Origin of the sequence: Streptosporangium sp. NPDC020072 (assembly GCF_040631445.1) — a bacterium.
Classification (GTDB): Bacteria; Actinomycetota; Actinomycetes; order Streptosporangiales; family Streptosporangiaceae; genus Streptosporangium.
In genome coordinates this window covers 73437-99495 of sequence record NZ_JBEYAB010000023.1, presented here as the reverse complement: position 1 = coordinate 99495, position 26059 = coordinate 73437, and the positions used below count along the sequence as shown (strand labels likewise).

Annotated in this window: 27 protein-coding genes; 10 read left to right on the top strand and 17 right to left on the bottom strand. The window is 70.5% G+C overall.

The genetic code is table 11. The features are described 5' to 3' along the window. The first annotated feature begins 1 nt into the window (after position 1). Positions 2-955: a type I-E CRISPR-associated endonuclease Cas1e gene (gene cas1e, locus ABZ470_RS39320; protein WP_362918004.1), complete on the top strand. Its 954-nt coding sequence runs from the start codon at positions 2-4 to the stop codon at positions 953-955. Further along, on the top strand, positions 952-1305 hold the full coding sequence (cas2e, locus tag ABZ470_RS39315; protein WP_362918002.1) for a type I-E CRISPR-associated endoribonuclease Cas2e: 354 nt from the start codon (positions 952-954) through the stop codon (positions 1303-1305). Before cas1e ends, cas2e begins: the two co-directional genes overlap by 4 nt. 274 nt (positions 1306-1579) lie before the next feature. On the opposite strand, the gene ABZ470_RS39310 is transcribed toward cas2e, so the two are convergent. Next, on the bottom strand, positions 1580-2731 hold the full coding sequence (locus ABZ470_RS39310; protein ID WP_352015490.1) for a HAMP domain-containing sensor histidine kinase: 1152 nt from the start codon (positions 2729-2731) through the stop codon (positions 1580-1582). Continuing rightward, positions 2728-3384 (bottom strand): response regulator transcription factor, encoded by a 657-nt coding sequence (locus ABZ470_RS39305; RefSeq protein WP_352015489.1) that lies wholly within the window; start codon positions 3382-3384, stop codon positions 2728-2730. The genes ABZ470_RS39310 and ABZ470_RS39305 overlap by 4 nt, the downstream gene beginning before the upstream one ends. A 333-nt stretch (positions 3385-3717) precedes the next feature. Here ABZ470_RS39305 and ABZ470_RS39300 point away from each other — a divergent pair, with 333 nt between their 5' ends. After that, positions 3718-5223: a hypothetical protein gene (locus ABZ470_RS39300; protein WP_362917999.1), complete on the top strand. Its 1506-nt coding sequence runs from the start codon at positions 3718-3720 to the stop codon at positions 5221-5223. Here ABZ470_RS39300 and ABZ470_RS39295 read toward each other — a convergent pair. Together ABZ470_RS39295 and ABZ470_RS39290 are read right to left on the bottom strand one after the other, a co-directional pair. Further along, a complete protein-coding gene (locus tag ABZ470_RS39295; protein WP_362917997.1) occupies positions 5203-5796 on the bottom strand; it encodes a cysteine hydrolase in 594 nt (197 codons plus the stop codon). The two genes, ABZ470_RS39300 and ABZ470_RS39295, sit on opposite strands and share 21 nt — an antisense overlap. A 57-nt stretch (positions 5797-5853) precedes the next feature. Then, positions 5854-7326, bottom strand: coding sequence for an MFS transporter (locus ABZ470_RS39290; protein ID WP_362917995.1), 1473 nt, complete (start codon positions 7324-7326; stop codon positions 5854-5856). A gap of 148 nt (positions 7327-7474) precedes the next feature. Here ABZ470_RS39290 and ABZ470_RS39285 point away from each other — a divergent pair, with 148 nt between their 5' ends. Together ABZ470_RS39285 and ABZ470_RS39280 are read left to right on the top strand one after the other, a co-directional pair. Beyond that, positions 7475-8410 (top strand): LysR family transcriptional regulator, encoded by a 936-nt coding sequence (locus tag ABZ470_RS39285; protein WP_362917993.1) that lies wholly within the window; start codon positions 7475-7477, stop codon positions 8408-8410. Between the two features lie 34 nt (positions 8411-8444). Continuing rightward, positions 8445-8846: a YchJ family metal-binding protein gene (locus ABZ470_RS39280; protein WP_352015484.1), complete on the top strand. Its 402-nt coding sequence runs from the start codon at positions 8445-8447 to the stop codon at positions 8844-8846. Positions 8847-8850: 4 nt separating this feature from the next. Here ABZ470_RS39280 and ABZ470_RS39275 read toward each other — a convergent pair whose 3' ends face one another. After that, positions 8851-9747: a DUF4429 domain-containing protein gene (locus tag ABZ470_RS39275; RefSeq protein WP_362917991.1), complete on the bottom strand. Its 897-nt coding sequence runs from the start codon at positions 9745-9747 to the stop codon at positions 8851-8853. A 91-nt stretch (positions 9748-9838) separates the two neighbouring features. On the opposite strand from ABZ470_RS39275, the gene ABZ470_RS39270 reads away from it, so the two are divergent. Then, positions 9839-10369 carry a GNAT family protein gene (locus ABZ470_RS39270; RefSeq protein WP_362917990.1) on the top strand — a complete coding sequence of 177 codons (531 nt, stop codon included), beginning with the start codon at positions 9839-9841 and terminating at the stop codon, positions 10367-10369. Here the strand turns inward: ABZ470_RS39270 and ABZ470_RS39265 are convergent. The 3 genes from ABZ470_RS39265 to ABZ470_RS39255 all read right to left on the bottom strand — a co-directional run bounded on the left by ABZ470_RS39265 (position 10366) and on the right by ABZ470_RS39255 (position 12108). After that, entirely contained in the window at positions 10366-10779 is a 414-nt protein-coding gene (locus ABZ470_RS39265; protein ID WP_362917988.1) for a VOC family protein, read from the bottom strand. The genes ABZ470_RS39270 and ABZ470_RS39265 overlap by 4 nt on opposite strands. Positions 10780-10793: 14 nt before the next feature. Further along, entirely contained in the window at positions 10794-11165 is a 372-nt protein-coding gene (locus tag ABZ470_RS39260) for a helix-turn-helix transcriptional regulator (RefSeq protein WP_352015505.1), read from the bottom strand. Positions 11166-11268: 103 nt separating this feature from the next. Continuing rightward, positions 11269-12108: an SAM-dependent methyltransferase gene (locus tag ABZ470_RS39255; protein ID WP_362782838.1), complete on the bottom strand. Its 840-nt coding sequence runs from the start codon at positions 12106-12108 to the stop codon at positions 11269-11271. A gap of 348 nt (positions 12109-12456) precedes the next feature. Here ABZ470_RS39255 and ABZ470_RS39250 point away from each other — a divergent pair, with 348 nt between their 5' ends. Together ABZ470_RS39250 and ABZ470_RS39245 are read left to right on the top strand one after the other, a co-directional pair. Continuing rightward, complete coding sequence (locus ABZ470_RS39250) at positions 12457-13596, top strand: SGNH/GDSL hydrolase family protein (protein ID WP_362917986.1); 1140 nt, start codon at positions 12457-12459, stop codon at positions 13594-13596. Positions 13597-13729: 133 nt separating this feature from the next. Next, entirely contained in the window at positions 13730-14230 is a 501-nt protein-coding gene (locus ABZ470_RS39245; protein WP_352015478.1) for a MarR family transcriptional regulator, read from the top strand. A gap of 100 nt (positions 14231-14330) precedes the next feature. Here the strand turns inward: ABZ470_RS39245 and ABZ470_RS39240 are convergent, their stop codons facing one another. The 3 genes from ABZ470_RS39240 to ABZ470_RS39230 all read right to left on the bottom strand — a co-directional run bounded on the left by ABZ470_RS39240 (position 14331) and on the right by ABZ470_RS39230 (position 18250). Continuing rightward, entirely contained in the window at positions 14331-15896 is a 1566-nt protein-coding gene (locus tag ABZ470_RS39240; RefSeq protein ID WP_362917984.1) for a M28 family metallopeptidase, read from the bottom strand. 165 nt (positions 15897-16061) lie between these two features. After that, positions 16062-17282 (bottom strand): hypothetical protein, encoded by a 1221-nt coding sequence (locus tag ABZ470_RS39235; protein WP_362917982.1) that lies wholly within the window; start codon positions 17280-17282, stop codon positions 16062-16064. A gap of 158 nt (positions 17283-17440) precedes the next feature. Then, positions 17441-18250 carry an alpha/beta hydrolase gene (locus ABZ470_RS39230; RefSeq protein ID WP_362917980.1) on the bottom strand — a complete coding sequence of 270 codons (810 nt, stop codon included), beginning with the start codon at positions 18248-18250 and terminating at the stop codon, positions 17441-17443. Positions 18251-18401: 151 nt separating this feature from the next. On the opposite strand from ABZ470_RS39230, the gene ABZ470_RS39225 reads away from it, so the two are divergent. After that, positions 18402-19100, top strand: a complete 699-nt coding sequence (locus ABZ470_RS39225) for a pentapeptide repeat-containing protein (protein WP_352015474.1) — start codon at positions 18402-18404, stop codon at positions 19098-19100. A 2-nt stretch (positions 19101-19102) separates the two neighbouring features. Here ABZ470_RS39225 and ABZ470_RS39220 read toward each other — a convergent pair whose 3' ends face one another. The 4 genes from ABZ470_RS39220 to ABZ470_RS39205 all read right to left on the bottom strand — a co-directional run bounded on the left by ABZ470_RS39220 (position 19103) and on the right by ABZ470_RS39205 (position 22514). After that, a complete protein-coding gene (locus ABZ470_RS39220) occupies positions 19103-19348 on the bottom strand; it encodes a twin-arginine translocase TatA/TatE family subunit (protein WP_362782853.1) in 246 nt (81 codons plus the stop codon). 61 nt (positions 19349-19409) lie between these two features. Further along, a complete protein-coding gene (locus ABZ470_RS39215) occupies positions 19410-20885 on the bottom strand; it encodes an FG-GAP and VCBS repeat-containing protein (protein WP_362917978.1) in 1476 nt (491 codons plus the stop codon). Between the two features lie 104 nt (positions 20886-20989). Beyond that, on the bottom strand, positions 20990-21433 hold the full coding sequence (locus ABZ470_RS39210) for a nitroreductase family deazaflavin-dependent oxidoreductase (RefSeq protein ID WP_352015468.1): 444 nt from the start codon (positions 21431-21433) through the stop codon (positions 20990-20992). A 91-nt stretch (positions 21434-21524) separates the two neighbouring features. Then, positions 21525-22514: a WYL domain-containing protein gene (locus tag ABZ470_RS39205; protein WP_362917976.1), complete on the bottom strand. Its 990-nt coding sequence runs from the start codon at positions 22512-22514 to the stop codon at positions 21525-21527. 65 nt (positions 22515-22579) lie between these two features. On the opposite strand from ABZ470_RS39205, the gene ABZ470_RS39200 reads away from it, so the two are divergent. Next, a complete protein-coding gene (locus ABZ470_RS39200) occupies positions 22580-24046 on the top strand; it encodes an MFS transporter (RefSeq protein WP_362917974.1) in 1467 nt (488 codons plus the stop codon). A gap of 32 nt (positions 24047-24078) precedes the next feature. Here the strand turns inward: ABZ470_RS39200 and ABZ470_RS39195 are convergent, their stop codons facing one another. After that, complete coding sequence (locus tag ABZ470_RS39195; protein WP_362917970.1) at positions 24079-25488, bottom strand: FAD-dependent oxidoreductase; 1410 nt, start codon at positions 25486-25488, stop codon at positions 24079-24081. A 263-nt stretch (positions 25489-25751) separates the two neighbouring features. Continuing rightward, positions 25752-26059 (bottom strand): tetratricopeptide repeat protein (locus ABZ470_RS39190; RefSeq protein WP_362917968.1); only part of this gene is annotated, 308 nt, incomplete at its 5' end.

The window sequence follows — 26059 nt, the reverse complement described above, 5'->3', positions numbered from 1 at the left end:
CGTGACCACGGTCGGCAGACGCGGCGCCTCCTCGCCGCGTGAACTCACCCGGATGGGCGACCGGCTGTCGTTCGTCTACCTTGAGCGATGCGTCCTGCACCGTGAGGACAACGCCCTCACCGCAGAGGACGCCGAGGGTGTCACCCACATTCCGTCCGCGACGATCGGGACGCTCCTGCTCGGCCCCGGGGTACGCGTCACGCACCAGGCGATGAGCGTGCTGGGCGACAGCGGCGCGGGTGTCGCGTGGGTCGGGGAGCAGGGAGTGCGCTTCTACGCGGGCGGCCGATCGCTGAACCGCTCCTCCAACCTGGTCGAGGCGCAGGCGGCCAGGTGGGCCAACCGCCGTACTCGACTCGACGTCGCCCGCGAGATGTACCGCATGCGCTTCCCGAAGGAGGACCCGGCCGGTCTCACCCGGCAGGAGCTCCTCGGCAGGGAAGGACGCAGGGTCAAGGACTGTTACCGCAGGGAGTCCGGCCGGACCGGGGTCGCCTGGAACGGCCGGGTCTACGTCCCCGGGGACTTCGACTCCGGTGACCCCATCAACCGCGCCGTCACCGCCGCCGCCCAGTGCATGTACGGCATCGCCCAGACCGCCGTCTCCGCCCTCGGCTGTGCCCCGGGGCTCGGCTTCGTCCATTCGGGGCACGAGTTGGCGTTCGTGCTGGACATCGCCGACCTCTACAAGACGGAGATCGCCATTCCCGTCGCGTTCGATGTGGTGGCCGAGAGCGAGGAGGACATCGGCCCCCGTACCCGGCGGGCGATCCGGGACGAGGTCAACAGACTCGGCCTGCTGCGGCGCTGCGTGAACGACATCAAACACCTCGTACTGCTGGGCGAGGCGCAGGAGGTCCCCGTCGAGGACGACATGGACCAGGTGATGCTCCAGAGTGACGACGGGGTCGAGGTGGAGGCAGGTTACAACCGCGATGACGGAGTGCCCTGGTGACCGTCATCGTGCTCACCCGTTGTCCCGCCGGCCTTCGGGGATTCCTGACCCGCTGGCTGATGGAGATCTCCCCGGGCGTCTTCATCGGGAGACCCTCGACCAGGATTCGGGAGGCGCTGTGGGCCGAGGTGGCGCAGTACGTGGACACCGGCCGCGCGATCCTGGCCCACACCACCGACAACGAGCAGGGCTTCGCCTTCGCGACGTACGACCACAAGTGGCACCCGATTGACCACGAGGGACTCGTCCTGATCCGCCGCCCCAAGGAACGACCCGCGATCACCTCGGCCACCACGGAGGCTCCCAAAGGCTGGAGCAAGGCCTCCAAACGTCGTCGCTATGGACGGTGACGGTGGTTGTCGATCAGGGTCTGGGGATGCCTGAAATGTCCGACTCAACGAAAGTAATAAAAATCCGCCCCACACCGCCATGAACCCCCAGGTCACCGAGGGTGCTCCCCGCGCACGCGGGGATGGTCCCGACGTCTACAAGCCTGCCGGTGAAGGCCGCACGTGCTCCCCGCGCACGCGGGGATGGTCCCCGGCTTTCTGCCTGCGAGCAGGAGGTGGACGTGTGCTCCCCGCGCAGGGATGGGGCCCAGAGCCCGGCGCCGGTGGTGAGGTGTCATGTCGGGCTGGGGAGTTCGGTGGTTATGGTCAGGCCGCCTTCCTCTCTGGGGCGGGCGGTCACGGTGCCGTCGTGGGCGTCGGCTATGGCGCGGACGATGGACAGGCCGAGGCCGCTGCCGCGTTCGGAGCGTAGCCGGTCACCGTGCAGCCTGCGGAAGGGCTCGAAGATCGTCTCGATCTCGTACGGCGGGACCGGCAGGCCCGTGTTCGCCACGACCAGTTCGGCCACGTCCTGACGCTGGCGGGTGGTCACCCACACCTCGCCGCCCTCGTGGTTGTGCCGGATGGCGTTCTCGACAAGGTTCTGCACGAGCCGTTCCAGCAGCACCGGGTCTCCCGCGGTCGGCACGGAGTCCAGCAGCCGGTGCACGGTCACCGAGCGTTCCCCCGCCTCGGCTCCCGCCTGGTCGAGGACGTGCTCGACCACGTCCGACAGGTCGAAGGGACGCCGGTCGAGTACGGACTGCTCACCCTCGGCGAGGGCGAGGAGGCCGTCGATCAGCCGTTCGTGTCGGGTGTTGACCAGCAGCAGGGACTCACCGAGTCGTTTGAGGTCGTCGGTCGCGTCGGGGCGTCTGACGGCCACGTCGACCAGTGTCCTGTTGATGGTCAGCGGGGTGCGCAGTTCGTGTGAGGCGTTGGCGACGAAGCGGCGCTGGCCGTCGAAGGCGCGGGCGAGACGGGTGAGCATGGTGTCGAAGACGTCGGCCAGTTCGGCGACCTCGTCGCGTGGCCCGGTGTAGGCGATGCGTTCGGTCAGGTTGTGGCTCTGGGCGACCCGTCTGGCGGTCTCGGTCACCTGCTGGACCGGGCGCAGCGCCCAGCCGCCCACCCACCAGCCGTACCAGACGGCTATCGCGCTGGAGACGACGAGTCCGGCGCCTCCCACGGTGAGGAGGGTGCTCAGCGTGTCGCGCTGGTAGATACGCCGGACCTGTTCGGTCCGTCTGACGGCCACCTGGTACTCGCGGTTGTTCGCGTCGTAGGGCCCCTCGGCCATCGTGATGTACTTGGGTTTGCCCAGGCCGTCACGGGGTTCCAGGCTGTTGCGCACCAGGAGGTAGACCCCGGTGAGCAGCAGGGTGCCGATGACGAGGAACACCGCGCCGCAGGCCACCGCGAGCCGCATTCTGGCGGTCGGCTTCATGGGACGCGGTACCCGACGCCGGGGACGGTCTCGATGACGGGTGGGTCGCCGAGTTTGCGGCGCAGCTTCATCATCGTGGTCCGCACGGTGTTGGTGAAGGGGTCGATGTGCTCGTCCCACACCTTCTCCAGCAGGTCCTCGGACGAGACGACCGCCCCGTCGGCCCGCAGCAGTTCGGCGAGCACACCGAACTCCTTGCGGGCCAGCGGCACGTAACGGCCCTCGCGGTAGACCTGCCGGTGGGCGCGGTCGAGCCGTACGCCGGCGCGTTCGAGCATCGGCGGGTCGGCGGGCCTGGCGCGGCGGCCGAGGGCGTGCACCCGGGCGAGCAGTTCCTCGAAGGCGAACGGCTTGGGCAGGTAGTCGTCGGCGCCGAGGGAGAGCCCGGCCACCCGGGAGCGGACGTCGGCCGCCGCGGTCAGCATCAGGATCCTGACCAGGGCACCCGAGTCGACCACGGTCCTGCAGACGTCGTCGCCGTGCACTCCGGGCAGGTCGCGGTCCAGGATCAGCACGTCGTAGTCGTGGACGCCGAGCCGTTCGAGGGCGGATTCGCCGTCGTAGGCGATGTCGACGGCCAGTGCCTCCGCGCGCAGGCCCTCGGCGATCGAGTCCGCGAGCATGCGCTCGTCCTCGGCGATCAGAACGCGCAACGATCCTCCCCTGAATCCCCGGCGCGCACGGAACACATGCTCCGTGAGGTTCGCGGGAACGCGCACCTCGTCCGGTCGAATCCCCCGGCGGGTACGGAACGCGCGCCCGGACAGCATCCCGGAACACGCATAACGCCGCCATAACCAAATTTGGTGACGTTCAGGTTATCGATCACCGGGTCTACTCCACCACCGACGCGGAAGCCGTCCCGCGCGGGAACAGGAGAGCGATCGATGCCGAACCCACGGTCCGCACCCCCGGAGTTCCAGTCCGGATATTCCCCACCTTCAGATGCCGAATCACCAGATTCGCCAGTTCAACTGGACACGCCGGTGGACGCTCCACGGGTCAAGCGGCGGAGAGAACACGGACACAGCCCGCCCGCCACGCCGGAACCACCGTCCGGGCCGCTCCGGCGCCGACGCATCCGGCTCCCGGGCGGGCCGTACGGCCCGGCGTTGCGGCGGCACCGGCTGTTCGTGCTGGTCCTCGTGGGCGCGGGGGCGCTACGAGGGCTGGTCATGCTCGGCTACCGGCCCGCCCAGCTCTACTGGTACGACTCGTTCACCTATCTCGACACGGCCATGCACATGAGGCCGTCCGCGCAGTTCCATCCGGCCGGGTACCCCTTCCTGCTGTGGCTGCTGCGGCCCTTCCACAGCGTGGTGGTGATCGCGGGCGTCCAGCACGTCATGGGGCTGGGCATCGCGCTGATGGTCTACGCGACGCTGCGGCGCCGATCGCTGCCCGGCTGGGGGGCGACCCTGGCCACGCTGCCGGTCCTGTTCGACCCCGGGTTCCTACGGCTTGAGCACGCCGTCCTCTCCGACACCCAGTTGATCTTCCTGGTGGTGGCCGCGCTCACGGTTCTGCTGTGGCGGCGGGTGCCGACGGTCCCGGCGGCCGCCTGCGTGGGCCTGTTGACGGCGTTCGCCGGGCTGACCAGGACCGTCGCGGTGCCGTTGCTCGGCCTGCTGTTGCTCCACCTTCTCGTACGGCGGGCGGGATGGCGTCCCGTGGTGGCGCTGGCGCTGGCCGGGGTCGTGCCGCTGACGGCCTACGCGGGCTGGTACGCCGCCAACCACGGCAGGTTCGCGCTCAGCGGTTCGGACGGGGTGGCGTTGTGGGCGCGCACCATGACCTTCGCCGACTGTTCGGTCATCAGGCCTCCGGCGCGGGAGGCCGTGCTGTGCCCGAACGGCACGGTCGTCGACGCGGCCTCCGAGTACGTCTGGGCGGCGGACGCCTCCCTCAACCGGCTGCCCGGGGACCGGTTCTCCCACAACGACCTGGCGCGGTCGTTCGCGTTGCGCGCCATCGCCGCCCAGCCGTTCGACTATCTCCGCGACGTCGCCGCGGACACCTCGCTCGCCTTCGCCTGGGCTCCGGTCGCCCATCCCAAGCGGGTCGGTTCGGCCCTCTCCTTCCCTCAGGGAAGCTGGCCACTGCCCGACTTCCCGCTGATCGACAAGGTTCGCCAGGAGTACGACCCGGGCATCCGGGGGCTGTCCTCCGTCGAGCCGTACGCGGGGTTGCTGGCGGCCTACTCCTATCCGTCCTTCCTGCACGGTCCGTTGCTGGGGGCGGTTCTGCTGCTGGGCGGGCTCGGGATGCTGCGGCGGCGCCGTACGGCCCTGCTGCCGTGGGTGGTGGCGCTGTTCCTGCTGGTGGCGCCGGTCGCGGCGCTCGACTTCGACAACCGCTACGTCCTGCCCGCCTTCCCGGTCGCCTGCGTGGCCGCCACCCTGGCCCTCCGTCCGGGCAGGGACGCCTCGGGGAAGAGGGTCCTGGGGAAAGGCTTTCCGGGAAGGGGACGGTCACTTCGTGTGCAGGAGTGAGCGGAGTTCCGCGGTGTCGATGATGTGGGCCACCCTCGGGAAGACACCGGTCATCAGGGCCCGGTGAACCTGTGGGTCCGGGTCGGCGACGCAGTCGGAGAGGACGTGGAGCCGGTAGTCGCGGTCGGCGGCGTCGGTGACGGTGGACAGCACGACGCCGCCGGTGGTGACGCCCGCGATGACCAGGGTGGTGACTCCGCGATCCCGCAGCCGCCGGTCCAGGTCCGTCGTGGACAGCGCGCCGAAGCGGGTCTTGCGGACGACGATGTCGCCGGGCTCGGGAGCGAGCCGGGGGTGGATGTCCGTCGCGGCGTCCGCGTGGTGCATGAGGCGTTGCCGTCCGAGGAAGGAGAAAGGTTTGTTGGTCGGCGGGATCGCCGCCCAGTCGGCCTCGGTGAACCCGACCCGCACGTAGGCGACGGCGGCGCCGTACGCCCGCATGTCGGCGATGGCGTCGGCCGTCCGTGACAGCAGTGACCGGGGGTCGGGGAGCGCGTCCAGGATTCCCCGCTGGTAGTCCATGACGAGCAGCGCGGTGGTCCTGGGGTCCAGCGTCGGGGTCGTGTCGGTCATCTTCTCTCCTGGGCGGGCGATCCGGCGGGCGATCCGGTGGGTGCTTCGACGGGCGATTCAGCGGGTGATTTCGGGCGGCGTTCGGGTGGGTGCTTCGACGGGCGCCTCGGCAGGTGTTCCGGTGGGCTTTTCCGTGGGCTTTTCCGTGGGCTTTTCGGTGAGCGACGGGGGCGGTTCGGCGCGGGGCGTCGTGAGGCGACGGGGGAGGAACAGGGGGGTCACCAGCAGGAGCGCGCCGGCCAGGCCGATGGCCGTGCGCGGGCCGAGCAGGCTGCCGAGTACGCCCCAGATCGCCGTCAGGAGCGCCGTCGAGGCCTTGGTCGTCACCGCCCAGGCGGACAGCGTGCGGGTGATCCGGTCGTTCGTGGTGCGTTCGAGGCGGTAGGTGGCGTAGACGGGGTTGAAGACCCCGCAGCAGAGGATGAGCCCGAGCTCGACGCCCATCACCAGCAGCAGTCCTCCGGTGCCCGGCCCGAGGAGGACGAGCCCGATGGGCCAGAACGCGCGTAGTGTCCCGGCCACCACCAGGACGCGGTGCTGCCCGAACCGGGTGACGAGGGGCCGGGCCAGTCGCGAGCCGACCAGCCCGCCGATCGCGGGTACGGCGAAGGCGAGGCCGTACTGCCACGGGGTGAACCCGAGCGGGCCGAGCATCAGGACGGCCAGCAGCGCGTCGGCGGCCATCACCAGGCCGTTGAACAGGGCGGTGTTGAGGAACAGCGGCCGCAGCGCCGGGTCGGCGAGGATGTACCGCCAGCCGTCGAGCAGGTCCCCGGCCCGTGAGACCTCCCGACGTCCGGGCCGTGGCTCCCGACCGTCCGTCGTACGGTCACCCGAAGCGGAGGGGCGGTCGTCTGGGGTGTCGCGTCGGCGGCCCATGGTGGAGGAGCGGCTGCTCAGGAAGGACAGACGGCTCGGGGCGGGCAGCCGGTTGTCCGGGGAGGACGGGCGACGGCTCGGGGTTGAGAGGTGGATGCCCAGGGCTGAGAGGAGGTAGCTGATCGCGTCGGCCAGTACCGTCGCCACCGGGCCGAGGAGGCCGATCGCGGCACCGCCGAGCGGGGGTCCGACGATCGTGGTCGTCCAGGTCGTGGACTCGAACCGGGCGTTGGCGACGAGCAGGTCCTCGGCGGGCAGCAGCGTCTTCAGGTAGGCACCGGAGGCGGCGCGGAAGGTGATGTCGGCCGCCGCGACGACGACCGAGACCAGCAGGAGCTGGACGAAGGTGAGCACGCCGAGCACGAACGCGGCGGGGATCGTCAGCAGCGCCGCGAACCGCGCCAGGTCCATCCCGATCAGCACCGGCCGTTTGCGGCGGAACTCGACCCACGGGCCGAGCGGCACCGCCACGGCCGCGCCGACCGCCGCCCCCACGGAGGACAGCGCCGCGACCTCGGCGGGTCCGGCGTGCAACACCTGGACGGCGATCAGCGGGAACGCGCCGAAGGCGAGCCAGGTGCCGAGCGCGCTGGTGCCGTACGCCCCCCAGAGCCACCCGAACGACCGTCCCAGCCGGTGTCTGTCTCTCAAGGCCATCCGAACCGCCGCCCGTCTCTCATGGTCGCCGTCACACAACCGTTCGGCGATCGGGAGTATCAAAGCGAGAGTCACACCCTGCGATCAAACAACCGGAAGGCCATCAGGCCACAACCGATGGTTGTGTCACTAGGGTGTCGGCATGGATCTAGAAGCCGTCCGGACCTTTGTCGCCGCTGCGGAGGCGGGGCAGTTCCAGGAGGCCGCGGCAGAGCTCGCGGTCACCCAGCAGGCCGTCTCCAAGCGCGTCGCCACGCTGGAGCGAGACCTCGGCGTTCGGCTGTTCACCCGCACGCCGCGTGGTGCCGAGCTCACCATCGACGGGCAGGCGTTCCTGCCCCACGCGCGGGAGCTGCTCAGGGTCGCCGAACGCGCGGTCGCGTCCGTGCGTCCCGGCGGCCGTCCGCTGCGCGTCGACGTGATCGCCTCACGGGGTGCGACGTCGGGCCTGATGCGCGGCTTCCACCAGGCTCATCCCGAGATCGAACTCGACGTGGTGATGCTGTTCGACATCGAGCAGGCCGTCGCGGCGATCAGGTCCGGCGTGATCGACGCGTCCTTCCGCGCCGTCGCCATGCCCGGCCGACCCCTTCCCGAGGACGTCGAGTCCGTCCGGGTGCTCGACGAGCCGCTCCAGCTTCTCACCGGCCCCGCCCACGCGCTGGCGGGCGCCCGTTCGGTGACCATGGCCCAGCTCGTCGGGCACCGGATCTGGATGCCCGGCATCGTCCCCGGTACCGAGTGGGGCGCCTACTACGACGACCTCGTCGCCGAGTTCGGCCTCACCATCGAGGCGACCGGCCCGAACTTCGGCTCCGACGTGCTCATCGACACCGTCGCCGACACCCCGGCCCTGGCCACCTTCATGAGCGAGCGGACCCGCCTCGTCTGGCCCGCCGACCACGGTCTTCGCCGCATCCCGGTGACCGATCCCACGCCCGTCTACCCGCACTCGCTCCTGTGGCGCCGTGACAACCCCCACCCCGCGCTGGCGACCCTCCGCGCGTATCTCGCCGCCACGGCGGCCGGTCACGAAGCCGCCGGAACCTGGGTGCCGGACTGGACGATCCGGCGCTGAACCACACGCGGAATCGGCCAGGCACAATGAGGGAATGTCACGTCGCACCCAGCTTCGCCCCTCCGCCACCTCGTGTCCCTGCGGGGCGGCCGTGCCGTACCGCGACCACTGTGGTCCGCTGCACCGGGGGGAGGCGGCGGCGAGCACGGCGGAGGCGCTGATGCGCTCCCGGTTCAGCGCCTTCAGCGTGGGGGACGCCGGTTACCTGCTGCGCACCTGGCACCCGAGCACCCGTCCCGGGCATCTCGACCTCGGCGGCGGGACGCGCTGGGTGCGCCTGGAGATCCTGGAGACCACCGGCGGCAGCGCCGTGCACACCGAGGGGACGGTGCGCTTCCGCGCCCACTATCTGGAGCGGGGCGTGCCGGGGGAGATGGAGGAGAACAGCCGGTTCGTCAGGCACGGCGGCGCCTGGGTCTACCTCGGAGCGCTCTGAGGGGTCACTCCTCGTTGAGGCGGGCCAGCAGGGCCTGTTTGGCGTAGGTGAACTCGTCCTCGGTGAGCACGCCGGAACGGCGCAGTTCGCCGAGTTCGCCCAGGCGGCGCAGGATGGCGTCGTGGTTCTCCAGCTCGGCCACCCGGCGCACCAGCTTCTCCCGCTCGTCCTTCGGGTCGAGGGCCGGCGTGGGCGCGACGGCCGTACGGCGTGGCAGCCGGGCGAGCACGGCTGCGGCGACCAGAACGGTCGAGCCGCCGTAGCGCTGCACCCCCCACGAGATGCAGTTGGGGTCCTCCTCCGGGGACTTCCCCGAGGGGGCGCCGCTGAGGTGGAAGCGGAGTCGTCCGTAGCCGATGCCCGACTGCGGGGCCCATTCGACGCCGGTCACCTCCCGCAGCGGGAACATCCGGGACCCGGCGGACTGCTTGGCCGTCTTGGCGAAGCCGGTCCAGTCGAGCCAGACGGTGTGGCCGTCGAAGTTCACCGTGCCGTCGCCCGCGGTCGCGGAGATCGGTACGGCGGGCCCGGGCAGCAGGAACCCCTCGGGAAGCGCCTCCGGGGTCCGTCCGACCTCCAGGTAGGCGCGCACCTCGTCGGCGAAGTAGCCCGCGGCCCCGGTGCGGTCCTTGGGGATCGACAGCCGGTAGGGGTCGGCGGGGTCGGTGAGCCGTCCGGCGGCGACGTCGGTGAGCGGGTCGGTGCCCGGCCGCAGCCGGAGCTGCAGGTTGCCGCCCTTGCGTGCGGGCTCGAAGGAGACGCTGCTGATCGCGGCGAGCGGTATGGTCAGCTCGCCGACGAGTTTGCGCAGCTCATGGATGTTCTTGTCGCCACCCGGGACGATCCTCAGGGTCTCGCCGTCGAATGTCCACGACCCGTCCGGGACGAAGATCTCCGCCATGCGGCCAGCCTAGTGCCCTGCGGATGGCCACCCGAAATCGATCACTTTTATTGGTTTGCCGCATATTGGGCTGGTCGGGTAGGAAACTCGCATGCTAAGGGGAAGCAAGGTAGGGCTCAGGGCTCGGCACGAGGACGACATTCCGGTCCTGGAGGCCGAACTCCACGGAGACGTGGTCAACACCTCGCGGGCCATGGGCCATCCGTGGCGGCCGATCACGCCCGGCTCGAAGGACTCACAGTTCGTGGTGGACGACACCAACCAGCAGAACGTCCATTTCTCCGTGGTGGAGCTGGACGGCGGCGCGCTGGCCGGCTCCGCGGTGCTGTGGGGCATCGACACCCACAACCGGTCCGCGCACGTCGGGCTCGGGCTGCTGCCGTCCTCCCGGGGCAGGGGTTACGGCACCGACGTGGTCGCGGTGCTGTGTCACTACGGGTTCGTCGTGCGCGGCCTGCAACGGCTGCAGATCGAGACGCTGGCGGACAACGTCGCGATGTTGCGCTCGGCCGAGCGCAACGGCTTCGTCCGCGAGGGCGTGGCGCGCTCCTCGGCCTGGGTGATGGGCGAGTTCCTGGACCAGGTGCTGCTCGGTCTCCTGGCCCAGGAGTGGAGGCCCTAGGACCGGCGAAGCTGCGGTCCGGAGAAACGGATCATGTTGCCGGAGGGGTCGCGGAAGGCGCAGTCGCGGACGCCGTACGGCTGGTTGATGGGCTCCTGGAGCACCTCGACCCCGGACACGCGGATCTTCTCGAAGGTGGCGTCGACGTCGTCGGCCTTGAAGAAGACGCCGTTCAGCACCCCCTTGGCCAGCAGGGCTTCGAGCTGCTCGCGGTCGGTCGGGTAGACCGTGCCGACCTGGTTCAGGACGATCTCGACGTCGGGCTGGGAGGGGGTGGTGAGGGTGAGCCAGCGGTACCCCTCGATCACGACGTCGGACTTGACCTCCAGGCCGAGAACGTCCCGGTAGAAGGCGAGGGCCTCGTCCTGGTCGCGGACTTCGAGAAAGACGTGGGAGAGCATGAGTGCCATGGGGGAAACCGTACTCAGGCGTCCTCAACGGGGGCTTCTCGGATTCTGCTCGGCCGGGTGATGATCCTGGCGTAGCAGCCGGGCATGGCGGCGTTCCCGCTGTGGTCGCGTGCCCGGTAGGCGCTGGGGCTCTCGCCGACCAGTTCGGTGAAGCGCGAGCTGAACGAGCCGAGGGAGGTACAGCCGACCTCGACGCAGACCTCGGTCACCGACAGGTCGCCCCGGCGCAGCAGCGCCTTGGCCCGCTCGATGCGGCGCGTCATGAGGTAGTTGTACGGCGTCTCGCCGTAGGCGGCCTTGAAGCTGCGGGAGAAGTGGCCGGGCGACATGAACGCGGCGCGGGCGAGCGCGGGGACGTCGAGAGGGCGGGCGTACTCACGGTCCATGAGGTCACGGGCCCGGCGCAGGTGGGCGAGGTCCTCGGGCGTCACCCGGCCAGCATGCCACGACACGGGCCGCCCCACCCGGGGAGGGCGGGGCGACCGGGGATCAGCGTTTGACGCCGATGCCGCCGTACATCGAGACCTCGTCGTCCCTGAGGGAGCGCGCCTCGTCGTCGGGGTGCCAGTGGTGCACGGGGACGAGGCCGGGGGGCACGATGTCCAGGCCCTCGAAGAAGAGGTCGACCTCGGCCCTGGTGCGGGTCTTGGAGGCGATGCCGCGGTCGTTGAAGGCCTTGACCGCCGACGTGACGCGCTCGGGGGCGGCGTCGATCGCGATGGTCGACAGGGCCAGGGCGCTGCCGGACGGCAGGGGCCGCATGAGCTGCCTGACGATCTCGTGCGCCTCGTTCTCGTCGGGGATGAAGTGCAGGATGGCGATCAGGCAGAGGGCGACGGGCTTGCTCAGGTCGAGGGTGTCCTGGGTCTCGGCCGCGTTGAGGATGCCCTGCGGGTCGTGGATGTCGGCGTCGATGTAGGTGGTCCTGCCGGTCGGGGTGCCGACGAGCAGGGCGCGGGCGTGCTGCAGCACGATGGGGTCGTTGTCGATGTAGACGATCCGGGCGTCGGGGTTGACCTGCTGCACGACCTCGTGGAGGTTCGGCGAGGTCGGCAACCCGGTGCCGATGTCCAGGAACTGGGTGATGCCCAGGTCCGAGGCGAGGTGGCGGGCGACGCGGATCATGAAGTTCCGGTTCGCCCGTACGGATGTCCGCAGGTAGGGCGACAGGGCCATGACCTCCTCGGCGACCTTGCGGTCGGCCGCGAAGTTGTCCTTGCCCCCCAGCATGTAGTCGTAGACCCGGGCGGAGTGCGGCTGGTTGGTGCGCAGGTCGACAGGCTTCGCGCTGTCAGGCGTGAGTCTGGACCAGTCCAAGTTTCCCGACAAGGATGATCCTCCGGTCTTTGGCTCGACATCGAGTCATATAGCTATAGAGCCTGTCGATCATATGCCGACTTCACGCAAAGGGGGCGGAGAGGAGATTGCGGGATGAGAACATTTCATGCCTGTAGGGAAGGGTTCATCTCGCCCGCCATCCCCGGCGGGGACGGGGCTCCGGCTTGTCGCAGATCAGTTCGAATACTCCGCCGGGGGCGGGTCTCCGGTAAATCCGGGGGCGTCGGAATTCACCTGACGGGCGAATGCCGGACGGAAATCAATTCGCCTTTCCAGGGCTCGGCGGCACACGGCCCTCCTGGACGGAATATGGCTGTTTGACCATGGGTTGGGACGACTGTGACCACGACATGGGTGGCGGCCTTCAGGTCCGCGGTGATCGACCCCTCGCAGCTCTCGTTCAACCAGCCGCTCTCCTTCACGGGCATGACCCTGCGGCAGATCCTCCACCTCGACGGCGGGGGAACCACCCTGCGCGTACGGCTCAGCAACCGGTACGGCACCGACCCGCTCAGCGTCGCCGCCGCCCGCGTCGCCGTACGGCCCGCGGGCGGGCGGGGCGGGGAGATCGACCCCGAGACCGACACCGGGCTCCGCTTCGACGGGCGGGACGGCACGACGGTCCCGGCGGGCGGCGAGGTCGTGAGCGACCCGGTCGAGCTGGCGGTCGAGGCGGGAACCGACCTGGTGCTGAGCCTGTACCTCCCCGAGAAGACGGGCCTGGCCACCTTCTCCCACCAGCCCGCCGAGACCGGTTACGTGGTCGAGGGCGACGCCGTCTCGGCGACGACGCTTCCCGGCGCGCGGGAGGTCGGCGCGCGTTTCTACGTCACCGGGGTCGACGTGCTCGCCCCCGAGGGCACCACGGTCGCCGTCGCCTTCGGTGACTCCTGGTTCGAGGGGGTCGGCACGACCACGGGGGCCAACCGGCGCTCCCCGAACCTGCTGAACCGGCGGCTGGAACGGGGCTGGGTGGTCAACCAGGGCATCGCGGGCAACCGCCTGCTGGCCGACGGGATCGGCGAGCACGGCCTGGCCCGCTTCGAGCGCGACGTGCTCCAGGTGCCGGGTGTGAGCCACGTGCTGGTCAACTTCGGCATCAACGACCTGGGTCTGCCCGGCATGTGGGGGCAGCCGCCCGTGACGGCCGGGGAACTCGTCGCCGGGTTCACCGAACTGGCCCGCAGGAGCCACGAGGCGGGCCTGCGGATTCTCGTGGCGACCATCGGCCCGTTCGCCGACTCGACCTACCCCGGGCTGGACTCGCCCGAGGTGCGGGAGATCCGGCGGACGGTCAACGAGTGGATCCGCGGCACGGACGTCTTCGACGGGGTGTTCGACGTGGCGGCGGCCGTGCAGGATCCGGAGCGGCCCGACCACCTGCGTGCCGAGTTCGACAGCGGCGACCACACGCACCTCAACGACGCGGGCGCCCAGGCGATGGCCGAGACCGTGGACCTCGGCCTGCTCAAGCTCTAGCCTCAGGCCGCCTCCCGGCCCCTCCGGCACGACCTGTCACGATGTGATCCGGTGGCGCGCACCGGTACGGCCCGTCGCCGCTACCCTTGCCGACGGGAAGACATGGGCCGTGGCGCTCTGGCCGGGAGGTGCGATGGGTGACGCGGTGGACGCGTTGCTGGCCCAGTGGGAGCGGGAACGGCCGACCCTTGACGTGTGGCCGATGGGGATCGTCGGCCGGATTTCGCGCCTTTCCCGGCTGTTCGAGCGCGAGCTGAAGGAGTTCTTCGCCGCACACGGGCTTGAGCACTGGGAGTTCGACGTGCTGGCCACGCTGCGCAGGGCGGGCCCGCCGTACGAGTTGACGGCGGTGGCGTTGCTGCGGGCGGCGATGGTCACCTCGGGGGCGATCACCAACAGGATCGACAGGCTTGAGGCCAGGGGCCTGGTCGAGCGGGTCAGGGACGTCAGGGACCGCCGCCTGGTGCCCGTACGGCTCACGCCCAGGGGATGGGAGATCGTCGAGGAACTGGTCGGGCTGCACGTGGCCAACGAGGCACGGCTGCTGGCCGCACTGGACCTCGACGATCGTGAACGGCTCGCCGGGACGCTCCGCGTGCTGCTGGAGTCCCTGGGGGACGTCTCGGTCGAGTGAGACGGCGAAGCGGGTGCGGCCGGTCCGGGCCGTGACGCGGGACGGCCCCCGGTCGGGTGACCGGGGGCCGTCAGGAGTCTCGCCGGGGGCGTGCCCGTCGTCAGCCGCTGACGCGACCGTCGGCGGCCACGGCGGCCAGGGACTTCTTCTGGGGGGCGGCCGCGGCCGGAGCCCCGGAGCCGGGCAGGTTCCTGCTGAAGCCGTACACCACGGCGGCGGTGGCGATCGCGCCGGTGTTCAGCGCGAGGGCCTTGTCGCTGATGTTGGCGATGGTGTCACAGGCCTGGTGGTAGCACCCGTCGTACGGCTGGCCCGCGACGCCGCCGAACAGGGCGGCCTCCTCGGCCGTCTTGATGCCCTCGGCGCCGGTGAACAGGCCACCGGAGGGGATGCCGACCTCGATGAACGGTCCGTAGTCGGAGCGGCCGTCGAAGTCGGTGCCGTTGTGGGGCTGGCGCAGGGTGTCGAAGTACTTCTCGAAGAGCTTCTCGATCTCGGCGGAACCGGCGGGACCGGCGGGCGAGCCCGTCTGGTCGGAGTCGTCACCGTCGTAGATCTTCAGCGCGTAGTTGGGGGAGGCGACCATGTCGAAGTTGAGGTACAGCTTGACCTTCGCGCGCTGGTCGGCGGGCAGGTTGTCGACGTAGTACTGGGAGCCGAGCAGGCCGAGCTCCTCCGCGCTCCACCAGGCGAAGCGGAGCCTGTTGGTCGTGGGGATCCTGCCGAGCGCCTCGGCGACGGTGAGGTCGGCCGCGCTGCCCGAGCCGTTGTCGTTGATACCGGGGCCGTCGACGACCGAGTCGAGGTGCGAGCCGATCATGACGACCTTGTTCGGGTCGCCCCAGCGCGAGTCGGCGATCACGTTGTGGGTGAGGCGGTTCTCGCTGGTGGTGTCGGTCTTGATGTGCACGACCGTGCCGGCGGGGGAGGCCAGGTCCTCGCCGACGGCGAAGCTGGCTCCCAGCACGGGGATGGTCACACCGGGGCCGGCGAGCCGTCCCAGAACGGTGTTGGTACGGCCGGGCTGACCCTCGTTGAAGATGATGACCGCCGAGGCGCCCGCGGCCAGGGCGTTGCGCGCCTTGACCTCGAAGTCGCAGGTGCCGCGCTGGACCAGCGCGACGTTGCCCCTGGTGAATCCGGCGAAGTCCGACGCCTCACAGCCCGAGGTCGAACTGGGGGCCGGGGACGGCGGCAGCGTCAGGTCCACGGCCTGCACGGTCCCGGTGACGTCGCCGGAGGCGGAGTAGGTCATGGTCGAGAAGTCACCGAGGGTGGAGCTGCCCGGCTCGGTCGGGGTGTACGTCTTGGGATCGGGGGAGATCTGGGCCAGTGTCGCGGCCGAGTTCTCCGTGAAGTAGCCGAACTCGAACGGTTGGAGCGTGACACGCCAACCGGCCTTGCGCAGCTTCGCCGCGACGTACTCGGCGGAGGCGTCGTGCCCCTTCGTCCCCGCGGCGCGGGTCCCGTTGTTGGCGTTCGCGATGTTCTGCAGCGCCCGCAGGTGGTTCTTGACCAGGGGCGCCGTCACAGATTTGACCAGCTGACTCTGTACGGCGCTCACCCCGGGATCGGCCTGGGCCGGTGGGACCAATGCGAGAGGCAGGCCGAAAGCCGAAGCCACGGCGACGAGCCGGATCGCGTTTCTGCGCAGATTTGTGCGCATCTGGACTCCTCCACTGCTCAGAATTACGGAGAAATCTCCTGACGTGTCACCGGTGAGAATCGCGACGTGACACTGAATGGAAACCTAACCGTCTGACGGCATTTGGGAAAGAGTCTTTTTTTCTGAAAGGCGAACGCGGCTTTTCCCCGCAGGTCCGAAGGTCCGTCAGTCGTCGTGGAAGTCGCCGGGGTTGCAGTAGTCGACCTGGTTCGTCGTGGTGAACGGACCATTGATGATCTTCCTGACGAACCGCCCGGTCTCCAGGATCTCCTCGGCGGAGGCCTCGTAGGTGAACTCCTGCCCCGCCTGCAGCCGCCGGTCGCCGACCAGGATCGGCTTGTTCGCCCGGTAGATCGGCGCCCACGGACAGCAGTAGTAGTGCTGGCTCAGTACCGAGACGTCACCGCGCTCGATCCCGTCGTTGATGTCCTCCTGGAAACGCAACGTCTGGGCCGGGTTGGGGTCGTGCCGCCACAGCTCGGTGATCGACTCGCGGGCGCGCGCGTCCTTCGTCCACCGGTTCAGCGTCTTGGGGTCGGTCAGGCACCACGGGTCGAAGCCGGGCTGGCCGGGACGCGGCAGCTTCCTGCGCTGCTGCGGGGGCGCGGGAGCGGTCGGGGCCGTGGGGGTGCCGCTCTGGCCGTACGTCCTGAGCAGGGTGGGCATCGCCACCAGTTGTCCCAGGTGGTGGTAGGTCTCCAGGGCGCCGCGCAGCCGTTCCTCGATCAGCTCGTGCAGCTGCGTGTCCGCGTTGGGGGAGTACATGTTGATCGCGTAGTCCGCGGAGGTCGCGGCCCGCGCGGCGACCTGCCGCAGCCGGTCGCGGTCGGCGAGCCGTTCTTCGGGAACGCCCGCCTGTTCGAGCAGGCCGAGCGCCAGCTCCGCGTGCTCCTTGATCGCGGCGGCGGCGGCGATCATCGCCTCCAGGTGGGCGCGCGGGCAGGGCTGGACCTCGACCCAGCCGGGCAGGTCGGCGGGCAGCTCACGCGGGTCGGCGATCTTGAACCCGGGGTTGGCCGCGGCCTGGCGGGCCAGCGAGAGCCATCCCTCGACCTGGCCGAAGAAGGCCCACACCTGCTCGGCGGTGACCTGCGGCAGGTAGCCGACCGTCTTGGCGTCGGCGCGGTAGTCCGCCTCGATCATCTTGTCGCCGAGTGTCTGCAGCACGAACGCGTTCCACGAGTACAGCTGCTGCGCGGCGACCGCCTCGGAGGCGCTCCACGGGTCGACTCCCTCGACCGCCATGCCCCTGCGCAGGACCTCGACCTCGTCGAGTACCTGGTAGACGCCTATCCCCGCCTTCTGCAACGCCTCCAGGGTGGTCGCGGGCACCTCACCCTTGAATCCCGCGATGACACGTGTCAGCAACCCCGGCTTTTCGGGCATTTGTCTCCTATCGTCTCTCCCCGCGATAACAGACGCGTGAACGGCGGGAAAGGTTCCTGTCTGGAGAGAAATAGGACGAGATTTCGGTCATTTCATTCTATTACTGCACTTCGTGGGAATTCCGGCAGTCCGGTATCCGTGGTTTCGGCGTCCCCGGGTCACACGGCGACCCGGGCGTGCACCCGGGCGAGGAAGGGCAGCAGGGAGCCGGCGAGCACCTCGGGGAACTCGGCGTGCGGATAGTGGCCCGCCCCCTCGACCAGTGCCAGCGGGGCGTTCATCCTGGCCGCCTGGAGTTCGGCGACGGCCACGGGGTCGGTGAAGTCGGGGTCGGCGGTGCCCATGACGACCAGCGCCGGGCAGGTGACCCGGTCAAGCCAGGCCTCGCTCATCGGGGGCGCGGAGACGTAGGCGCGGGTGGCGTTCCTGCGGGTGCGCAGGGCGGCGACCGACCGGGCGCGGTAGTCGGCGAGGTCGGCGGGCGGCGCGCTGGGGTAGGCGGACCTGAGGTAGGCGCCCCAGACCGAGGGGAAGGCCACGACGACCTTGCCGACCAGCGCCAGCAGCGCCCTCTTGACCGGCCCCGTCGGCAGGTTGGGGACGAAGCTCGCGATCGGCACCACCCCGGCGACCAGGGCGGGGGCCTCGGCGGCGGCGCACATGATGGACCCTGCGGAGTAGGAGTTGCCGACCAGTACGGCGGGCCCGGCGTCCAGGTGCCCGACCAGGGCGGCGATGTCGCGGCCCTGGGCCTCGTAGGAGTAATCATCCCACTCGGCCGAGGACTCCCCGCAGCCGCGGATGTCCATGGTCGCCACGCGGTATCCGGCCCGCACGAGCAGCGGGCGCAGGAACCGGTAGGACTCACGGCTGTCGAGCATGCCGGGGATCATGACCACCAGTGGGCCGTCACCCTCGACGTCGTAGGCGATCCGGCCACCGTCGACCTGCAGGAACCGGGTTTCCATGTCTCCTCCGTGAGCACTCGTTGTTTTTGAGAGCGGCGCTCTCGATGGGTCAATCGTGCCCCCTTGCGGAGTGGAAGTCAAGAGCGGTGCTCTCTTTTCGTTTGGGTGATCTCGTCAAGGGTCGGCCGAGGCTCTGGTTGGATGTCTACGCATGGACGTCACGGAGTTGCTCGCGACCCAGCGGGACGTGGAGGGGCTGGACCTCTCGGAGATGGCGCTGACCGACGTGCTGGCGGCCGAGCCGTACAGGTTCGTCAACTGTGACCTGCGGCGGGCCGACCTGAGCGAGGCCGTCCTCGTGGGGTGTGTGTTCGACCGGTGCGCGCTCGACGGCGCCGACTTCCGAGGCGCCGACCTCGACGGCGCCAGGTTCGACGGCGGGGGAGGGGCCGACCTCAGGTTCCTCAACGCGGAGCTGACCGACGCGGTCTTCGTCAACGCCGACCTGTCGAGTGCCCGGTTCGGCAACGCCCTGCTGACCGACGTGAGCTTCACCGGCTGCCGGATGATCGGCGCGACCCTCACCGGGACCCGGGGGACCCCGTTCACCCTCTCGCGCTCCAACCTCACCTTGGCCGACGTGTCCGGCTGCTCCTTCAGGAAGCAGGAGATCGAGGGCGTACGGTTCGACGAGGCCAACCTGTCCGGCTGCGACTTCACCGACGCCGTCCTCACCGACTGCCGGATCATCAGGGCACGGCTGGTGAACACCACGTTCACCAGGACCGACCTGCGGGGAACCGACCTCGGTCAGCCCGACGACCGCGACCTGCGCTCCCTCGCCGGGGCCGTCATCACCTCGGGGCAGGCTGCGGCCATCCTCACCGACCGGGGGCTGACGGTCCTGTGATGCTAGGCCTTCGAGGCCTGGGCGCGCAGGCGGGCGGCCTGCTCCTCAAGCAGGCGCGCCTGCTCCTCAAGCGAGGCGGCCGGGACGGGCCGGGGCTCGTCGTCCGCGTGCGGCTTGGCGGTCTCCGCCTTGAACACGCGCAGCGACCGGCCGACGGACCTGGCCATGTCGGGCAGCTTCCTCGATCCGAAGAGGACCACCAGGACGAGGGCGATGATGAGGATCTCGCCGGTTCCCAGACCAGCCATGACACATCCTTACTGGAAACGGGTGCTTCGCCTTCGATCGTACGCACGCCCCCGAGTGCTCTCACGGCAGGAGGGCGTAGCCGTACAGCGACCCGGCGGGACCGGACCCGTGCGGGCGCAGCCGCCGGGCGGACAGCCCCGGATACGAGCCCTTGCGCACGGCGCCGCCGATGAGGACCACCGTGCCGTGGTCGGGGGAGCCCACGAGGAGATCGTCGGGGGAGCCGTCCGCCCGCCTGACCGGGGCCAGGGAGGCGCCGAAACCGTCGCGTCCACGCGGGATGAGGACGTTGTGGTGCCTGGTCAGCCCGCCGGAGCGGGTCCCCGCCAGGACCTGGACCGCGCTCTCGCCGGGAACGCCGATCGCCAGGTCGTCGTCCCCGTCCCCGTTGAAGTCACCGGCCGCGAGCGCGGTGCCGAACCGGTCGGCGTAACGGGCCCTGCCCACGACGCCCCGGGTGTTCTGGGTCCACATCTCGCTGCCGAGGGCGCTCAGCCCCCGGCGTGAGCCGTACAGCACGTGGACCGCGCCCGCGCCGTAGTCCAGGGCACGAACGTTCGCGTCGAGATCCTCGCCCGGCACACCGATCGCCAGGTCGTCGCGGCCGTCGGCGTCGAAGTCCCCGACGGCGAGGGCGGCGCCGAAGTGGTCCCACTTCTCCGCCGAGCCCTTCACGTTCGGGCTCTCCTGGGTGTAGGCCCCCGCCTGCCGCGCGGCCAGGTCCAGGATCGTCACCGAACCGGCCCCCGAACGCTGCCCGCCGTCCCCCGGCGCGCCGACCGCCACCTCGTCGCGGCCGTCGCCGTCGAAGTCACCGGCCGCCACCGTCGCCCCGAACTCGTCGGTGCTCAACGCGTCCTGGGCGATCCACGGGGTCTCCTTGGTGAGCGTGTACGGCCGGTGCCCCTTGACGCCGTACACGCCGATCCCGCCCCCGACACCGAGTCCGGGAACCCCGATGACCAGTTCGTCGGCCCTGTCGCCGTCGAACTGCCCGACCGTGAGCGCGGCGCCGAACCGGTCACCCGTCGCGCGCCGCCCGAACCCCGTGACGTCCAGCGCCTTCCCCGGGCGCAGTCCCCGAGGCGAGCCGTGGAACAGGTACACCACCCCGTCACCGTCCTCCCCCGGCCTCCTGGCGTCGAGGAACTCCTCCGACGCCCCCACGGCGAGGTCGGCGCACCCGTCCCCGTCGAAGTCACCGGCCGCGACGGCCGAGCCGAACGAGTCACCGGTCTCCGCGGCGCCGGGCGCGCCCCGGCTCCCCTGGGCCAGCCGTTCGGTCCTGCCGGTGCCGTACCTGACGGTCACCTCACCGGCGCGGAAAACCCCGCCGACCGTGGCGTACGGCGCGGCGACCACGGTGTCGGGACGGCCGTCGGCGTCGAAGTCGGAGGCGACCCCCGAGCACTCCCCGGCGGCGCCCGTGACGGCGTCCGTGGAAGGGCTCGTGACGGCGTTGGCGGGAGAGTTCGCGGCGGCGCCGGCGGGGGAGAGGAGGGAGGCGAGCAGAGCGGAGGCGAGGAGGGCGCTCATAGGTCGAACGGTCCCCGGCCAGGACCACGAGCGCGTGAAATCCGCGTGTCCGGCTCACGTAGGGAACATGCCGACCTGGGAAAACGGGACACGCCCTCCCGGCGTCAGGTACCCGGTTCCAGCACGAAGACGGGGATCACCCGGTCTGTCTTCTCCTGGTACTCCGCGTATGCCGGGTACGCGGCGACCGCGCGTTCCCACCACTCGGCCCGCTCGTCCCCGGTGACCTCACGGGCCGTCATGTCCTGGCGTACGGCGCCGTCCCGGAGTTCCACGCGCGGGTCGGACCTGACGTTGAAGTACCAGTCCGGATGACGCGGGAAGCCACCCTTGGAGGCCACGGCCGCGTACCGTCCCTCGTGCTCCACGCGCATCAGCGGGATCTTACGAAGCTTGCCGCTCCGCGCGCCGCGCGTCGTGAGGATGACGACGGGCAGCCCCGTGTCCCAGAGCGTCGTCCCCCGCGTGCCGTCCGAACTCTCGTACAGCTCGACCTGTTCGCGTATCCACTGAGCCGGACTCGGCCCGTACTCGCCCTCAAGAGGCATGATGGCCACCCTGTCGTCGCCTACGGATGATGCCGCGCGGTCCAACTGTCGCATCACGGGCGGCCCGTTTCGAGTACCCCGCCCCGCGACGTCACCGCTCCGGCCGAGGCGGGGTGGCGGGTTCGAGCCCTCTGCCGATCCGGGCGCGCAGGGAGTGCAGGGCCTGCCGGAGTTCGGCCGGTTCGATGTCCGTGATGTCGGCGTCGAAGGTGAGGAGCAGCCCCGCCAGCCCCGGCCATGACCACGCGCCGAGGGTGAGCCGGCACGTGTTCTCGGTGTCGTACTCGACCGTCGATCCACCGGGGGCGAACCTGGCGACGGTCGAGGCGGGCAGGGCGAGGACGGCCGAGCCGCGGCACTGCCATTCGGCGGCGGCGTCCCCACGGTCGTGCGCGGTCATGACGAAGGCGACGGGATCGCCGTGCGGGATGTCACGCCGGACGAAGGGGGTGTGCGTGGGCGTGTGCGGCGTGAAGCGGTCCACGCGCATCGCGCGCCATCGGTCGGCGTCCGGGTCGAAGGCGACCAGGTACCAGCGCGCGGCCCAGACCACGAGGTCGTGCGGCTCCAGAGTGAGCGTGACGGGTTCGCCGTCGCCGGTGTAGTCCACGCGGACGAGGTGCCGCCGGTTGATCGCGCTGCCGACGGCGCGGACGATCTCGGCGTCGATCGGTGGCGCGGGGAACTCCCAGTAGTTGCGGGCCGATGAGACGGTGAACGCCTCCGCGTGCAGGCGGCTGCGCGTGGGCATCGCCTGGTGCAGCGTGGCGAGGGCACGGGCCGCGTTCTCGCGGATGCCGGACAGGACCGTCGGCACGGTCTGGAGCGCGACGGCCACGGCGACGGCCTGGTCCTCGTCGAAGACGACCGGTGGCAGGCGGGTGGCGTGGCCGAGCCGGTACCCGCCGCCCGCTCCGCGGACGGCCTCGATCTCGTACCCGAGGTCCCGGAGCGTGTCGATGTCGCGCCGTACGGTTCTCACCGACGCCCCGAGCCGGGCGGCGAGTTCCTCGGCGGTCAGGGTCGCGCCGATCCCGAAGATCGACAGCAGCTTGAGCGCCCGCGCGGAGGTGGTGGCCATGATTCTTCGATTCTCCCCCCGATAGCGGCCACTCGATGGCAACTACGCCGACGACGGTGGTCGACATGACCCATTCCCCGAGCCCCCGAAAGGGCATTCGCACCATCGGGGCCGTTCCGGCACCCGTCTCCGGCGCCGCGCTGTTGGTGGTGCTCTTCGGTTCCTTCATGGACCTTCTCGACGCGACGATCGTCACCGTCGCGGCCCCGGCGATCGCCGAGGACCTGGGTGCCGGCGACGCCCAGATCCAGTGGACGATCGCCGCCTACGCCCTCGCCCTGGGCGCGGGTCTGATCACCGGTGGACGGCTCGGTGACCGGTACGGCCGCAGGCGGCTGTTCATGATCGGACTGGCCGGGTTCATGGTCACCTCGGCGCTGTGCGCGCTGGCCGCCGATCCGGGGACGCTCATCGGCATGCGCGCCGGGCAGGGACTGACCGCCGGGATCATGGTCCCGCAGGTGTTCGGGATCATCCGGGCGTCGTTCGCCCCGGCTGAGCGTGCCAAGGCGTTCGGCGCCTACGGAGCGGTCCAGGGCCTCGCCTCGGTCGCCGGCCCGCTGCTGGGCGGGCTGCTCGTCGACGCCGACCTGTTCGGCCTGGGCTGGCGCACGATCTTCTGGATCAACGTGCCCGTCTCGATCCTGGCGCTCGTCGTCGGCGCGAAGGTCCTGCCGGAGTCCCGCTCCGCCTCGACCGCCCGGCTGGACCTCCCCGGCGCGCTCCTGGCGGCCACGGGCATCCTTCTCCTGCTGCTGCCGATCGTCCAGACCGAGGCATGGGGATGGACCTGGGGCAGCTACGCCCTCCTGGCGGCCGGAGCCATCGTGCTCGCGATCTTCCTCGTCCACGAACGCCGCCTCACCGGACGCGGGGACGAACCCGTCTTCGACCCGGCTCTGCTGCGAATCCGCGCCTTCACGGTCGGTCTGGCCGCTTCGGTGCTCTTCTTCGGCGGCATCGGGTCGTACTTCCTCACCCTCTCGGTCTACCTCCAGAACGGAACCGGCCGAACCGCGTGGGAGACCGGCCTGGTGATCCTTCCGTACGCGCTCGGCTCGATCGTCACCTCCGGCCTCGGCGTCGCCCTCGCCGCCAGGGCGGGCAGAACGCTCCTGGTCACCGGCTCGCTCACCGTCGCGGCCTCCCAGCTCGTCCTGTGGTCCTTCGTCAGGGACGGCGACGATCCCGGGTACTGGCTGCTCGCCCTCGCACTCCTCATCGGTGGCCTCGGGCTCGGTCTCGCCGCGCCCATTCTCGTCAACGTCGTCCTCGCGGGCGTCCCCGGCCGCGACGCGGGCGCGGCGGGCGGGGTGCTGTCCACCGTCAACCAGATCGGCGGCGCCGTCGGCATCGCCGTACTCGGCACGGTCTTCTTCACCTCCGTCACCGGTTCGGCCACCGGAGCACCGAGGCTGCCCGAGTACGGCCACGCGCTCGGCGTCGTCCTGATCGTCTCCGCCGCGCTCTACCTGGTCACGGCACTCGTGATGCTCGCCCTCCCGAAAACCACGGTCGAGCACGCCGAGTAGGAAGCCCACGCGGGACGTTCGGGGCGCTCGGGTCAGCCGCAGCAGCCGCCGCCCTGGGAGGTCCCGGCGGTCGCGCTCACGGTGGCGAGGGGAAGCGGGGTGGACAGCAGGCCGCCGCTGATCCCGGTGGCCAGGCCGACCCGCTGTTCCTGGGCCTCGGCCAGGCCGGAGGAGCACACGCCGGTCTCGGGCAGGTCGAGTTGGACGTCCCGGGCGGCCTGCCAGTCGCCGGCCAGCGCCGCGACCACCGAGCGGGCCTGCTCGTAGCCGGTGGCCAGCAGGAAGGTCGGGGCGCGGCCGTAGCTCTTGACCCCCACGGCGTAGTAGCCGTCCTCCGGGTGGGCCAGCTCGTCGGCGCCGTGCGGCGGCACCGTGCCGCAGGAGTGCGCGTTCGGGTCGATCAGCGGCGCGAGGGCCCGGGTGGAGCCGAGGACCGGGTCCAGGTCGAGGCGCAGCTCACCGGCGATGGTGTGGTCGGGGCGGTAACCGGTCGCGCTGACGATCCGGTCCACCGTGACGCTCCGTTCGTGGCCGGACGGGTCACGGCTGATCACCCGCACCCGCTCACCGTCGCGTTCGACGGCGTGGGTGAAGAAGCCGGTCACCAGGCGGATGCGGCCGCTTTCGACGTGGGCGTGCAGGCGGGTGCCGAGCGCTCCCCGGGCGGGCAGCGCGTCCGCCTCGCCGCCGCCGTACGCGCGGGTGGCGTCGCCCGCGCGGATCGCCCAGGTGATCGGGGTGTCCTCCAGTTGGGCGAGGGCGAGCAGCGTGGTGGCGGCCGAGTGACCGGCGCCGACGACCAGGACATGCTTACCGGCGTAGCGGTCGCGGTCGGCGCCGAGCACGTCGGGCAGCGCGTGGTCGACCAGGTCGGCCGCGTCGGCCTCGCCGTGCGCGGGCAGGCCGGAGGCGCCGAGCACGTTCGGGGTGACGTAGGTGCCGGAGGCGTCCACGACGGCGCGGGCGTGCAGTTCGCCGCCGTCGGCCAGGCGGACCAGGAACGGCGCCCGCTCACGACCGGCGGTGCGGACCCGGTCGTAGCCGAGCCTGCTGATCGCCGTCACCTTCGCGCCGGTACGGACGCGGTTACCGAACAGCTCGGCCAGCGGCGCCAGGTAGTCCTCGATCAGCTCGGCCCCGGTCGGCAGCCACTCCTCATCGGGGGCGCTCCAGCCGTCGGCCTCCAGCAGGCGGCGCGCGGCCGAGTCGATGTCGTACTTCCACGGGCTGAACACCCGGACGTGACCCCACCGGGCCACCGACGCGCCCACCCGCTCGCCCGCCTCCAGCACCACGAAGTCGAGGCCCCGCTCGGCCAGGTGAGCCGCCGCGGCCAGCCCGACCGGCCCCGCGCCGATGACCACGACGGGCAGGCCATCGAGCCGTACGGCCTGGCGACTGGCCTCCAACTCGACGGTGGTGGGACCGCAGCATCCACTCATGGTGCCTCTCCTCATCGTTCGCGCGGGCCGTACCGGTCCGCACTGCTTTGAAGCCTGTCTAAGTAGCCTCGTCGGCAGGATGCCCGAACACTTAGAGGCATGTCAAATTAGAGGTGTGTCTAATCAGGAGATGTGTGAAGGTGGTGCCACTCAACCCCGGGCGCGCAGATTGCGGGTGAGTGCGGCGATGGCCAGGAGGGCGGCAGCTGACCCGAGCGAACGCGTGTGCTTGATCGCCTGTGGCGGGCCGACGATCACTGCCGCTATGTTCCGCGAAGCCACTCCATGACAGCTAAGGACTGCTCCAGTTCGGCCTGGTACACCGCAGGCCAGGCCTTGGCCAGGCCTTGGCAGATCGCGACGGCTTCTTCTATGGCGGTCAGGCCTTCCTCGCGCCGTCCCAGGTCCCCTAGCCGGATCGACAGGTTGTTCAGGCTCGTGGCGAGGTCGGGTAGGTGGGCGTCCGGGTGTGTCCGGGCTAGCTTCCGGTAGATGGCGGTGGCTTCTTCTATGGCGGTCAGGCCTTCCTCGCGCCGTCCTAGATCCCCTAGCCGGATCGACAGGTTGTTCT

What these genes read in the sequence shown, in the direction of transcription:
- ABZ470_RS39295 (WP_362917997.1), bottom strand. Translation starts at nt 5,796, where the DNA reads ATGACCGACACGACCCCGACGCTGGACCCCAGGACCACCGCGCTGCTC.
- ABZ470_RS39270 (WP_362917990.1), top strand. Translation starts at nt 9,839, where the DNA reads ATGCTAAGGGGAAGCAAGGTAGGGCTCAGGGCTCGGCACGAGGACGAC.
- ABZ470_RS39215 (WP_362917978.1), bottom strand. Translation starts at nt 20,885, where the DNA reads ATGAGCGCCCTCCTCGCCTCCGCTCTGCTCGCCTCCCTCCTCTCCCCC.
- ABZ470_RS39230 (WP_362917980.1), bottom strand. Translation starts at nt 18,250, where the DNA reads ATGGAAACCCGGTTCCTGCAGGTCGACGGTGGCCGGATCGCCTACGAC.
- ABZ470_RS39225 (WP_352015474.1), top strand. Translation starts at nt 18,402, where the DNA reads ATGGACGTCACGGAGTTGCTCGCGACCCAGCGGGACGTGGAGGGGCTG.
- ABZ470_RS39285 (WP_362917993.1), top strand. Translation starts at nt 7,475, where the DNA reads ATGGATCTAGAAGCCGTCCGGACCTTTGTCGCCGCTGCGGAGGCGGGG.
- ABZ470_RS39220 (WP_362782853.1), bottom strand. Translation starts at nt 19,348, where the DNA reads ATGGCTGGTCTGGGAACCGGCGAGATCCTCATCATCGCCCTCGTCCTG.
- ABZ470_RS39195 (WP_362917970.1), bottom strand. Translation starts at nt 25,488, where the DNA reads ATGAGTGGATGCTGCGGTCCCACCACCGTCGAGTTGGAGGCCAGTCGC.
- ABZ470_RS39240 (WP_362917984.1), bottom strand. Translation starts at nt 15,896, where the DNA reads ATGCGCACAAATCTGCGCAGAAACGCGATCCGGCTCGTCGCCGTGGCT.
- ABZ470_RS39310 (WP_352015490.1), bottom strand. Translation starts at nt 2,731, where the DNA reads ATGAAGCCGACCGCCAGAATGCGGCTCGCGGTGGCCTGCGGCGCGGTG.
- ABZ470_RS39210 (WP_352015468.1), bottom strand. Translation starts at nt 21,433, where the DNA reads ATGCCTCTTGAGGGCGAGTACGGGCCGAGTCCGGCTCAGTGGATACGC.
- ABZ470_RS39200 (WP_362917974.1), top strand. Translation starts at nt 22,580, where the DNA reads ATGACCCATTCCCCGAGCCCCCGAAAGGGCATTCGCACCATCGGGGCC.
- ABZ470_RS39260 (WP_352015505.1), bottom strand. Translation starts at nt 11,165, where the DNA reads ATGGACCGTGAGTACGCCCGCCCTCTCGACGTCCCCGCGCTCGCCCGC.
- ABZ470_RS39275 (WP_362917991.1), bottom strand. Translation starts at nt 9,747, where the DNA reads ATGGCGGAGATCTTCGTCCCGGACGGGTCGTGGACATTCGACGGCGAG.
- ABZ470_RS39245 (WP_352015478.1), top strand. Translation starts at nt 13,730, where the DNA reads ATGGGTGACGCGGTGGACGCGTTGCTGGCCCAGTGGGAGCGGGAACGG.
- ABZ470_RS39205 (WP_362917976.1), bottom strand. Translation starts at nt 22,514, where the DNA reads ATGGCCACCACCTCCGCGCGGGCGCTCAAGCTGCTGTCGATCTTCGGG.
- ABZ470_RS39280 (WP_352015484.1), top strand. Translation starts at nt 8,445, where the DNA reads ATGTCACGTCGCACCCAGCTTCGCCCCTCCGCCACCTCGTGTCCCTGC.
- ABZ470_RS39235 (WP_362917982.1), bottom strand. Translation starts at nt 17,282, where the DNA reads ATGCCCGAAAAGCCGGGGTTGCTGACACGTGTCATCGCGGGATTCAAG.
- ABZ470_RS39265 (WP_362917988.1), bottom strand. Translation starts at nt 10,779, where the DNA reads ATGGCACTCATGCTCTCCCACGTCTTTCTCGAAGTCCGCGACCAGGAC.